Raw genomic sequence first — 11,396 nt, 5'->3', positions numbered from 1 at the left:
AAAACCTTCTGGACCTCATCATTCGGCATGCTGCGCGACAAGTTTGGTGTGGCGTGGATGGTCATGACCGAATCGGCCTAGTTCCCGAAGCACTGCTGATTCAGATCCGACGATTGGGCCAACCCGCCCGCCATAACCGGCTACCTGTAAACAGCCGGAACTCTCATAAACAACCCAAGGAAACTATTCATGATCGACGCGAAACCCCAACAGGAACACGCATGGCTACAGCAGATGCTGGGCGACTGGACGATGGAAGGCGAGTGCGACATGGGCCCCGGCCAGCCCGCCAGCCGCACCAGGGCCAAGGAACACGTGCGCGCAATGGGCGGCTTTTTTGTGGTGTGTGAAGGCGAGGGCGAGATGCCCGGCAGCGAAGACACCGGCTACATGCTGATGACACTGGGTTATGACATTGCCAACAAGAAGTTTGTTGGCAGCTGGGCCGGCTCCATGATGCCCGGCATGTTTTTTTATGAAGGCCAGCTTGACGCCGCGAAGAAGGTGCTGACCCTGGATACCGAAGGCCCGAGCTTCACCGGCGATGGAACGACAGCGCGCTACCAGGACGTGATCACGATCAAAAGCAAGGATGAGAGGACACTGCACTCTCAAACCCTGCAGCCGGACGGAAGCTGGAAGCGCTTTATGACGGCGACCTATCGGCGGGTGTAGATCCCCCTCCAACGTCTTTGGCTGTCATCCCGGACTCGATCCGGGATCCATGCCACAAGAGCCACAAGCCAAGCCTGCTGTAGGGCCAAGCAACTTTCCCGCGATCCAGTTAAAGTTGCGCACTTCGACGTGGCGGCGCTCTGCCTCCGCACAATCCCCGACCAACTGGACCATCGACTTGCCAGCCATTATTTCCATTCAACAGCTTAGTAAAACCTATGCCTCGGGGTTTCACGCCCTGCGCTCGGTCAGTCTGGACATCCAGAAGGGCGAAATCTTCGCGCTGCTGGGGCCCAACGGCGCGGGCAAGACAACGCTGATCAACATTGTGTGCGGCATTGTCACGCCCAGCTCGGGCAGCGTCACAGCAGATGGTCACGACATTGTGAAAGACTACCGCGCCGCCCGCGCCAAGATTGGCCTGGTACCTCAGGAACCGTCCACCGACGCGTTTGAAAGCGTGTGGTCTACCGTGAGCTTCAGCCGCGGTTTGTTTGGCAAGCCGGCCAATCCCGCGCACATCGAAAAAGTACTGCGCGATTTGTCCCTGTGGGACAAGAAGGACAGCAAGATCATGGCGCTGTCAGGCGGCATGAAACGCCGTGTGCTGATTGCCAAGGCGCTGGCACACGAGCCGCAAATCCTGTTTCTGGATGAACCGACGGCCGGCGTGGATGTTGAGCTGCGTCAGGGCATGTGGGAAATGGTGCGCACGTTGCGCAACAGCGGCGTCACCATCATCCTGACCACGCACTACATTGAAGAAGCCGAAGAAATGGCAGACCGCATCGGCGTCATCAGCAAGGGCGAACTGATTGTGGTGGAAGACAAGGACGTGCTGATGCGCAAGCTGGGCAAAAAACAACTGACGCTGCAATTGCGCGCACCGCTGACGAGTATTCCTGCCGTGCTGGCCGGGCTGCCTCTGGAGTTGGCGGAGGGCGGCCACACACTGGTCTACACCTTTGACACCCAGCAGGAAGAAACCGGCATCGCGGAGCTTCTCAAGCGTCTGGCGGAAGCAGGCATCGACTTCAAGGACCTGCACTCGAGCGAGAGCTCACTGGAAGAAATCTTTGTCAGCCTGGTGCATGCAGGCAAACCTGAAGGCAGCGCCGCGAATGCCGCCCCGAAGGAGGCCGCATGAACTGGAACGCCATCCGCGCTATTTACCGTTTTGAAATGGCGCGCACCTTTCGCACACTGACCCAGTCCATCGCTGCGCCGGTGTTATCGACTTCGCTGTATTTTGTGGTGTTTGGTGCAGCCATCGGCTCACGCATGGGTGATATTGATGGCATCAGCTACGGCGCCTTCATTATCCCCGGGCTGATCATGTTGTCGCTGCTGAACGAGAGCATTTCCAATGCGGCGTTTGGTATCTACATGCCCAAATGGTCAGGGACGATTTATGAGCTGCTGTCGGCCCCGGTGTCAACCATTGAAGTTGTCATGGGCTACGTGGGCGCAGCGGCCAGCAAGTCAGTCATGCTGGGCTTGTTGATTTTGGCGACAGCGCGCATTTTTGTTCCGTACGAGATCGCGCATCCGTTCTGGATGCTGTGCTTCCTGCTACTGACAGCTGTGACCTTCAGTCTGTTCGGCTTCATCATCGGGCTCTGGGCAGACAACTTCCAGAAGCTGCAAATCGTGCCTCTGATGGTGGTGACACCGCTAACCTTTTTGGGCGGCGCGTTTTACTCCATCAACATGCTGCCGCCGCTGTGGCAAAAAATAGCCCTGTTTAACCCCGTGGTGTACCTGATCAGCGGATTCCGCTGGAGCTTTTACGGCGTGGCCGACGTCAATGTGGGCATCAGCGTTGCGGCCATCGTGGGATTTTTGGGCTTGTGCCTGACGGCTGTGTGGTGGATTTTCCGTACTGGCTGGAAGCTGAAAGCCTGACGTGTTGCGCCCAGCGTGGCGCTGCACTTGAAAACTCGCGCGGGCCCGTAATCTGTTGTGATTGACCAGCCCCACGCCTGAAAGGCCCGCCCATGTCCGTCAGCCCCATTCTGCAGATCAAGCCCCTCGGATTCCCCTGGGAGACTGTTGATCCATTTTTGTTTTGCGCGTACCACGACGACGCTTATCCTCAGAGCAACGAACAGATGGGTCCCAACGCCTCACTGGCGGGCCGCGCCATCGGGCAGGACTTCAGCCGCAAGGACGGCTGGAGCATGTACCACGGCAGCAGCGTGCCAGGCTTTCCATCTCATCCCCACCGCGGCTTTGAAACGGTAACGGTTGTGCGCAAGGGTTTGATTGACCACTCCGACTCCCTTGGCGCCACTGCACGTTTTGGTCAGGGCGATGTGCAATGGCTGACCGCGGGCAAAGGTGTGGTGCACTCGGAGATGTTTCCGCTGCTCGACAGCGCCGCACCCAACCCGCTGGAGCTGTTTCAGATCTGGCTCAATCTGCCAGCCCGCAACAAGATGGTTGAGCCGCACTTCACCATGCTCTGGTCGCAAGACATTCCGCGGCAGGTGTTTACCGATGCTGCAGGCCTCACGACCGAGGTTGCGGTGGTTGCTGGGCGGCTCAGCGAGGCGACGAAACCGTTGTCACCTCCACCCGATTCATGGGCTGCACAGCCCGAGGCCGATGTGGCGATCTGGACGATACGCATGGCACCGGGCGCGCGCTGGACCTTGCCCGCCGCCGCGGGAAAAGACACCCGGCGCAATGTCTACTTTTTCAAAGGCACAGGTATCAGCCTTGCAGGTCAGGCCGTGGACAGCCACGCGGCTATTGAACTGCTCGCCAGCGAAGCGGTCGAACTGGTCAACACGGGCAGCGACGACGCGGAAATGCTGATGCTGCAGGGCCGACCCATTGGAGAGCCCGTGGTGCAGTACGGGCCGTTTGTGATGAACACCCAGGCCGAAATTGCGCAGACCATGTCCGACTACCAACGCACGCAGTTTGGCGGTTGGCCGTTTGAGAGCGAAGCACCGGTGCACGGGCGCGAGCCGCAGCGATTTGCCAAACACCCGAATGGGCGGGAAGAGCAGCCAGCGTAGGCCGGTGTACGCGCAGGCAATAAAAAAGCGCCCGAAGGCGCTTTTTTTCTGGATGACCGCAAATTACTTGGCGACGACGCGGACCATCTCCAGGCACTTGTTGGAGTAGCCCCATTCGTTGTCATACCAGGCAACGATTTTGACGAAGGTGCCGTCCAGCGCGATGCTGGCGTCGGCGTCAAAAATTGAGGTGCGGGCATCGCCTCGGAAGTCAGTGGCAACTACTTTGTCTTCGGTGTAGCCCAGCACGCCCTTGAGCGCGCCTTCGCTTTGCGCTTTCATTTCGGCGCAGATTTCTTTCAGCGTCGCTTCCTTGTTCAGCTCACAGGTCAGGTCAACCACCGACACATCGGAAGTTGGCACGCGGAAAGACATGCCGGTCAACTTTTTGTTCAGCTCGGGGATCACCACGCCCACAGCTTTGGCTGCGCCGGTGCTCGAAGGAATGATGTTTTCCAGGATGCCGCGGCCGCCGCGCCAGTCCTTGTTGCTGGGGCCGTCCACGGTTTTTTGTGTGGCGGTGGCAGCGTGCACGGTGGTCATCAGGCCGCGCTTGATGCCCCACTTGTCATTCAAAACCTTGGCAACCGGGGCCAAGCAGTTGGTGGTGCAGCTGGCGTTGCTGATGATGGCCTGACCGGCATAAGTTTTGCAGTTCACGCCAAACACAAACATCGGGGTGTCATCTTTTGACGGCGCCGAGAAGATGACTTTTTTGGCGCCCGCGGCTAGGTGTTTTTCACCAGAGGCTTTGTCCAGGAAAAGGCCCGTCGCTTCCAGCACGACGTCGGCACCGACCTCGTTCCATTTCAGCGCGGCGGGGTCACGCTCTTGGGTCAGGCGGATTTTTTTGCCGTTGACGATGAGGGTATTGCCTTCAACCGAGACATCGCCCTTGAAGCGGCCATGTACAGAGTCGTACTGCAACATGTACATCAGATATTCCGGCTCCAGCAGGTCGTTGATGCCAACGATTTCGATGTCGCTGAAGTTTTGCACGGCGGCGCGCAACACGTTGCGGCCAATGCGGCCGAAGCCGTTGATACCTAGTTTGATCGTCATCTGCTTTGCTCCTGAAAGTTAAAAACGGGTTGCCGCGAGGTCTGGTGATCCCACGGCCTTTATTTTTTCGACAGCACCTTGCGCACGGTGTCGGCCACGTTTTCTGGCGTGAAACCAAAGTGTTTGAACAGCACCGGGGCGGGGGCCGACTCACCGTAGGTGTCGATGCCGACCACTGCGGCGCAGCCGTATTTCCACCAGCCGTCTGTGACGCCCATCTCAACCGCGATGCGGGGGATACCGGCGGGCAGTACAGCACTTTTGTAAGCCACGCTTTGTTTGTCAAAAGTCGTGTTGCTCGGCATGGAGACGACGCGAACAGCTATCTTTTTTGCAGCAAGCAGCTCTTGCGCCTTCAGCGCCAGCTGCACTTCGGAGCCGGTAGCAATGATGACGGCTTGCGCTTTTTTGTTCAGACCCACTTCGGCAGGCTCGGCCAGCACGTAGGCGCCTTTGCTGATTTCACCCAGGTCGCTTTTGGGCGCGTAGGGCAGGTTCTGGCGGCTGAGCAGCAGGGCTGTCGGTTTGTTTTTGTTTTGCAGAGCCACGGCCCAGGCCACCGCTGTCTCAGCGGTATCACCCGGACGCCAGACGTCGAGATTGGGGATCAGGCGCAGGCTGGCGGCGTGTTCGATGGACTGGTGTGTCGGGCCGTCTTCACCAAGACCGATGGAGTCATGCGTGAAGACGTGCACCACGCGCAACTTCATCAGCGCGGCCATGCGGATGGCGTTGCGGCTGTAGTCGCTGAAGGTGAGGAAGGTGCCGCCGTAGGGAATGTAGCCGCCATGCACGGCAACGCCATTCATGATGGCCGCCATGCCGAACTCACGCACGCCGTAGTTGACGTGGCGGCCGATGACCTTGCCGCCTTCAGCTGCTTCCGTCATGACAACGTCGCCAGCCAGATCAAAACGCAGCGCAGGTGTGCTCTTGGTGTTGGTCAGGTTGGAGCCGGTCAAGTCCGCAGAGCCGCCCAGCATTTCAGGCAGGCCGGCTGTAAAGGACTCGAGGGCGATTTGCGAAGCTTTGCGCGAGGCAACGGTTTCCGACTTGGTGTGCGCGCCAACCACGGTATCCACCGCAAGTTGCGAGAAGGACTTGGGCAGGTCGCCCTTCATGCGGCGGGTAAATTCTGCCGCCAGTTCAGGGTGAGCCACTTTGTAGGCGGCAAATTTGGCGTCCCACGCTGCTTCGACCGCAAGGCCCCTGGCTTTGGCGTCCCATTCTTCATAAACCTCTTTGGGCAGCTCAAAGGGCGTGTGCGCCCAGTCCAGCGCTGTGCGGGTCAGTGCGATTTCGTCAGCGCCCAATGGCTCGCCGTGGGCCTTGGCGGTGTTGGCGCGGTTGGGTGAGCCTTTGCCGATGTGGGTTTTGCAAATGATGAGGGTTGGCTTGTCGGCGCTGTTCTTGGCGTCTGCCAGGGCGCGCGACACAGCAGGGATGTCGTGGCCGTCAATCGGGCCGATCACATTCCAGCCGTAGGCCGCAAAACGCAAGGCCGTGTTGTCGATGAACCACGGCGCAACCTGGCCGTCAATGGAGATGCCGTTGTCGTCGTACAGCGCAACGAGCTTGTTGAGCTTCCAGGCGCCGGCCAGCGCACAGGCTTCGTGGCTGATGCCTTCCATCAGGCAACCGTCACCCATGAAGACATAGGTGTGGTGGTCAACAATGGCGTGGTCGGCCTGGTTGAACTCGGCGGCGAGCAACTTTTCAGCCAGTGCCATGCCCACGGCGTTGCTGATGCCCTGGCCCAGCGGCCCGGTGGTGGTTTCAACGCCAGCGGTGTAGCCGAATTCTGGATGGCCCGGAGTTTTACTGTGCAACTGGCGGAAGTTCTTCAGCTCACTGATGGGGAGGGGATAACCGGTCAGGTGCAGCAGCGCATACAGCAGCATGGAGGCGTGGCCATTGGACAGCACAAAGCGGTCGCGGTTGAACCACTGTGGGTTATGCGGACTGTGCTTGAGGTGCTCACCCCAGAGTGCCACCGCCATATCGGCCATGCCCATGGGCGCGCCGGGGTGGCCGGAGTTGGCCTGTTGTACCGCGTCCATTGCGAGCGCGCGTATGGCATTCGCCATTAATTGAGTAGTGGCCATCTGGCAGAGCTCCGGGAGGTTCAGAAAATCGAGGGGGGAAAAACGCTTAATCCGCTATTTTACCGGGGCTACGGGTTTCCCCCGGTTTGGGGGAGCGTCACCCGATCGGGGGTGGCCAATGTTTTAATGAGTCCTTGTGCAAGGACTGCCCCTCAGCACCCATGTACTGTCCAGTGCTGGCATCTACGCAAACAGGAAATGCTATAGTATTAATAGCAACACTCGCCCATGAATGCTGGGCAAAACCCGATTTTTGTCTAGAAAATGACCTTAACCATCCGTTTATGACCACTCAAGCCCTGATTCTGGCCGCCGGCCGCGGCGAACGCATGCGACCACTGACGGACCAATGCCCCAAACCCTTGCTGCAGGTGCAGGGCAAGCCGCTGATCGTCTGGCACCTGGAAAACCTGGCGCGCGCCAGCGTGACAGACGTCGTCATCAACACGGCGTGGCTGGAAGATCAATTTCCCGCGTTGCTGGGTGACGGGCAGGTCTATGGATTGCGCATTCGCTACTCGCACGAAGGCGCGCTTTACGGTGGCGCACTTGAAACCGCGGGCGGCATTGCCACCGCCTTGCCGCAGATGGCAGATGCGCCGTTCTGGCTGGTGGCCGGCGACGTGTTTATGCCGGGTTTTGAATTTCCGAACGCCGACGCACAACGCTTCGCTGCCTCGGGCGCACTGGCGCACATTTATCTGGTGCCCAACCCGCCGCACAACCCAAAGGGCGACTTTGGTATCGATGCCGAAGGCCTTGCGCTCTCAAAGGCGGATGAGCTTTTCACATACAGCACCGTTGGTTTGTATCGCCCCGCTCTTTTTGAAAGTACGCCGGCTGGAGAGAAAGCCGCGCTGGCCCCGTTGCTGCGGCAGGCCATGCAAAGCGGTCTTGTCACTGCGGCGCTATATTCAGGCCCATGGACCGACGTGGGGACACCCGCACGTTTGGCAGAGCTGAACACCCCTTGCTGAGAAAGCGTTCTGAACATGACAACAATTTATGAGAAGCGGCGCGCTGCAGTAGCGCGCGCCCTGAAAGCTGCCGGCGGTGGCATGGCCATACTGCCAACCGCACCCGAGGTGGCACGAAACCGGGACAGCGACTATGCCTACCGGCATGACAGCTATTTTTATTATCTGACCGGCTTCAGCGAGCCGGGTGCATGGCTCACCATTGAGGCCAGCGGCAAAAGCACACTGTTTTGCAGACCCAAAGATCTCGAGCGTGAAATCTGGGACGGCATCCGCCTCGGCCCAAAAGCGGCACCGGCTGCTTTGGGCGTTGCGCTTGCCTACAGCTCAGACGACCTGGACGACAAAATGCCCGCGCTGCTGACGGGCCAAAACGCCGTGTGGTTTCCATTCGCAACCCACAAGGGGCTGGAGACGCAGGTAGACGGCTGGCTGAGCAAGGTGCGTGCACGCATTCGTTTTGGCGCCGAGTGCCCGCAAAGTCAGCATGACTTGTGCAAGGTGCTCGATGAGATGCGTTTGGTCAAGGACTCGCATGAGGTTGCGATATTGCGCCGCGCCGGCAAAATTTCTGCGGGTGCCCATGTGCGTGCCATGCAAACCTCGGCAGCCATGTTGCGGGCAGGCGTCAAGGGCGGGCTGCGCGAGTACCACCTGGAGGCCGAGTTGCTGCATGAGTTTCGTCGCCACGGCTCGCAATCGCCGGCTTACACCAGCATCGTTGCGGCAGGCGCAAATGCCTGCGTGCTGCACTACCGTGCGGGCGATGCCGAGCTTAAGGCGGGTGATTTATGTCTGATTGACGCGGGTTGTGAGCTGGACGGATACGCCAGCGACATCACGCGCACCTTCCCGGCCAACGGCAAGTTCACACCAGCGCAGCGCACCTTGTACGACATCGTGCTGGCCGCGCAGGAAGCTGCAGTCAGAGTGACCCGGCCCGGCAAGCGCTTCATGGACCCCCATGAGGCAGCAACCCGCGTATTGGTCCAGGGCATGCTGGACACCGGCTTGCTGGCGAAAAGCAAACACGGCAATGTGGACGACGTGCTGGCATCTGGCGCTTATCGGCAGTTTTACATGCACCGCACCGGCCACTGGATGGGTATGGATGTGCACGATTGCGGCGATTACACCGAGCCGGGCAGCAAGCCTCGTGAAGAAAAAGATGCGCTGGGCCAGAGCGTGATGCGCAAGGGCTCACGCATTCTGCGACCCGGCATGGTGACCACCATTGAGCCGGGCATTTACGTGCGGCCGGCCAAGGGTGTGCCCAAAGAATTCTGGAACATCGGCATACGCATTGAAGACGACGCGCTGGTCACAGCCAAGGGTTGCGAGCTGATGACGCGCGGCGTGCCAGTGAACGCGGATGAGATCGAAGCGCTGATGCGGGGGTGATGCTTCGCGTTGCCAATGCCGGCTATCAGTCCGGCTCTTCTTCGCCCAGCACCGTTTTTGTCCACTGCGGCAAACGATCAACAAACACCGTTACCTTGGGGCCCTGGCACATGGCCACCATGTAAGGCCCGCCTTCTTCCAGCTCACGCGCTTCATACAGATAGGCCACCGACGCCAGGCTAACGGCCTTCGAAAGGTTCGTCAGCGTGCGAGGGTAGCGCGACAGAATTTTGTCTGGCGGCACGGGATGGCCGCCTTCACTGATGCGGCGTTGCACGCGGGCAAGGAGGCGCTGTGGGTCGTCAAGCGCAACAACATACAGCGCGACCACAAAGTCTTGCGCGATGGCATCCTGAATCAGGGCCAGCTTGGACTCGTGGGAGAAAACCGTTTCACTGACAAATGACTCTTCGCTGCCTAGCTTGGCCGCTCGTTGGGCCTCGGCCCAGTGCCGTGCCGCTTCAGAGCGTTGCGCAGCGTCGGTGATGTGCTGCAGATGGTCGCGTTCGAAAAGGTCGGCGTTCACAAACGCCATGTCGGCGCTGATGATTTCATCGCGCACAAGGGCGCGGTACAGGGTGGATTTGCCTGCCCCATTGGGGCCGGCCAACAGATGGAAAACCGGCTGCGCCCTCAACTGGCAAGTTTGCGGTTGTCTTCAACGACTTCACGGACGCGGCGGGCCAGCGAGCCGCTGACCTCGGCCGCCAGCAAACGACTGGTGAGGTCGGAAACAGCCCGCGCTTGCTGCGACTTGCGCGCCGCCGCCTCGTAGCCTTCGATAGCGGTCTGGGCCTCTTGCGCGGTCAGGCCTGAATGCTCAACCACCCGACCCAGCGTGGCCCAGTATTCAATCTGGCCTGCAGCCGAACGACGCAGTGGCTGGGCCGCCTCGCGCGCTTCTTGCACCAGCGTGGCGGGAAGTTTGACGGAAGCAAAGTTACTGGGTGCGGCCATAGCGGGCTCCTTGTTGGCACATTTTGCGCCATTTTGCCTCTCTTCGCAACCCGCCGCTCAGCCCGCCTTGCCCGACCGGTTGGCTGGCGAGCGATCCACGATCACCCGGCGCTGCGGCTGGGCGTCCCCCGGCATGGCGGAGATGGTCACCACAGCGGAGCGTGAACCGACATTCACCAGAATTTGCAAGGGAAGCGCACCCGCGGGCACCGCAGTCGCTACAAAACTCCGGCTACCGGGGTCGTAGCGTAACCACGCGGGCAATGGTTTGCCGACTAGCGTGGTGGCTTGCACCGGCGCATCGCTTGCGGCAACCAAGGCCAGCAACCCGGCGGGCAGAGAGAACTGGAACCCCATCCCGCCCTTTGTGACTGCACCCGCAAGGGCCACCGAAACGACGCCCCGCTCTTGATCAGTAGCCTCGCGAACCGTCGTGACCGAAACACAGTCACTAGCGGCCTTTTCACCGGTTGCAACCGCGGCCTCGCATCCGCCGGAGGCGGTGGGGGCGCTTTCAAGCAGGGCATTGGCGTCTGCCACATTTAATCCCGAGGCGCTGATGTTTGGCCTGACGGCCAGTCCGGCAGCCTGGAAAGTGCTGCGCGGCGGTAGCGGAATCTGGGCACTCACGTTGATGATGTCGGCCGTCGTTGTAGCTGTGTTGTTCACAACCGTGTAGTTACCCGCGTCAACGCCCCCAAGCGCGATGTCTGAGATGAAAACAGTCTTGGCCGAGCCCACTGCCGGCGTGTCAAAGTTGCCAGTGGCTGAAGCAACGTTGAGCACATCACCGGCGATGATGCCCGCGTAACCAGCGCCGCCGGTATTCAGCGTTGCTGCCGTGGTTCCGTCGATCACCTTGTTATCGGCAGTGATGCCGGTCACATTGGTAATCGGCGCCCGTGTGATGTCTGCGCTGGTGCTGGCGGTGGTGTTGTTCGTGTAGTTGGCCGCGTCTGTGCCGCTGATGCTGATGCCCGTAACGCTGACCGCTTTGGCCAGGCCTGCGTTCTTGTCAGCAAAGTTCGCCGCCGTGCTGCTGGCCGTCAGGGTGTCGCCGGCGACGCGGTTGTCGCTCAGGCTGACGGTTGCCGTGGTGTTGCCGTCATAGACTTTGTTGCTGCCCGCAGCGGCCACTGTCAGGGCGCGTTGGGTGATGTCGGCGCTGGTGCTGGCTGTGGTGTTGTTGGTGT

General features: G+C 60.1%; 11 protein-coding genes. 6 read left to right on the top strand and 5 right to left on the bottom strand.

All coding sequences use genetic code 11. The features are described from left to right. Nucleotides 1-189 precede the first annotated feature (189 nt). The 4 genes from VE934_RS18155 (at nucleotide 190) to VE934_RS18140 (ending at nucleotide 3,701) form a co-directional block, all read left to right on the top strand. Nucleotides 190-675, top strand: a complete 486-nt coding sequence (locus tag VE934_RS18155; protein WP_324890181.1) for a DUF1579 domain-containing protein — start codon at nucleotides 190-192, stop codon at nucleotides 673-675. 178 nt (nucleotides 676-853) lie between these two features. Then, nucleotides 854-1,822: an ABC transporter ATP-binding protein gene (locus VE934_RS18150; RefSeq protein ID WP_324890179.1), complete on the top strand. Its 969-nt coding sequence runs from the start codon at nucleotides 854-856 to the stop codon at nucleotides 1,820-1,822. After that, a complete protein-coding gene (locus VE934_RS18145) occupies nucleotides 1,819-2,580 on the top strand; it encodes an ABC transporter permease (protein ID WP_324890177.1) in 762 nt (253 codons plus the stop codon). The genes VE934_RS18150 and VE934_RS18145 overlap by 4 nt, the downstream gene beginning before the upstream one ends. Nucleotides 2,581-2,672: 92 nt before the next feature. Then, complete coding sequence (locus tag VE934_RS18140) at nucleotides 2,673-3,701, top strand: pirin family protein (protein ID WP_324890175.1); 1,029 nt, start codon at nucleotides 2,673-2,675, stop codon at nucleotides 3,699-3,701. A 63-nt stretch (nucleotides 3,702-3,764) separates the two neighbouring features. Here the strand turns inward: VE934_RS18140 and gap are convergent, their stop codons facing one another. Beyond that, the gene (gene gap / locus VE934_RS18135; RefSeq protein WP_324890173.1) at nucleotides 3,765-4,763 is read right to left on the bottom strand and encodes a type I glyceraldehyde-3-phosphate dehydrogenase; all 999 of its coding nucleotides are present in this window, start codon (nucleotides 4,761-4,763) and stop codon (nucleotides 3,765-3,767) included. Between the two features lie 59 nt (nucleotides 4,764-4,822). Beyond that, nucleotides 4,823-6,868 (bottom strand): transketolase, encoded by a 2,046-nt coding sequence (gene tkt / locus VE934_RS18130; RefSeq protein ID WP_324890171.1) that lies wholly within the window; start codon nucleotides 6,866-6,868, stop codon nucleotides 4,823-4,825. Between the two features lie 284 nt (nucleotides 6,869-7,152). Here tkt and murU point away from each other — a divergent pair, with 284 nt between their 5' ends. Both murU and VE934_RS18120 read left to right on the top strand, forming a co-directional pair. Next, a complete protein-coding gene (murU, locus tag VE934_RS18125; protein WP_324890169.1) occupies nucleotides 7,153-7,845 on the top strand; it encodes an N-acetylmuramate alpha-1-phosphate uridylyltransferase MurU in 693 nt (230 codons plus the stop codon). Between the two features lie 15 nt (nucleotides 7,846-7,860). Further along, on the top strand, nucleotides 7,861-9,246 hold the full coding sequence (locus tag VE934_RS18120) for an aminopeptidase P N-terminal domain-containing protein (RefSeq protein ID WP_324890167.1): 1,386 nt from the start codon (nucleotides 7,861-7,863) through the stop codon (nucleotides 9,244-9,246). 25 nt (nucleotides 9,247-9,271) lie between these two features. Here the strand turns inward: VE934_RS18120 and VE934_RS18115 are convergent, their stop codons facing one another. From VE934_RS18115 to VE934_RS18105, 3 genes are all read right to left on the bottom strand, one after another. After that, nucleotides 9,272-9,856: an AAA family ATPase gene (locus VE934_RS18115; protein ID WP_324890165.1), complete on the bottom strand. Its 585-nt coding sequence runs from the start codon at nucleotides 9,854-9,856 to the stop codon at nucleotides 9,272-9,274. A gap of 23 nt (nucleotides 9,857-9,879) precedes the next feature. Then, nucleotides 9,880-10,203, bottom strand: a complete 324-nt coding sequence (locus VE934_RS18110; RefSeq protein WP_324890163.1) for a TA system antitoxin ParD family protein — start codon at nucleotides 10,201-10,203, stop codon at nucleotides 9,880-9,882. A 57-nt stretch (nucleotides 10,204-10,260) separates the two neighbouring features. Then, the coding region (locus VE934_RS18105; protein WP_324890161.1) for a YDG domain-containing protein at nucleotides 10,261-11,396 on the bottom strand (1,136 nt) is incomplete at its 5' end.

This window comes from Polaromonas sp. (assembly GCF_035638815.1).
Classification (GTDB): Bacteria; Pseudomonadota; Gammaproteobacteria; order Burkholderiales; family Burkholderiaceae_C; genus Polaromonas.
This window is presented reverse-complemented; position numbering and strand designations above follow the sequence as displayed.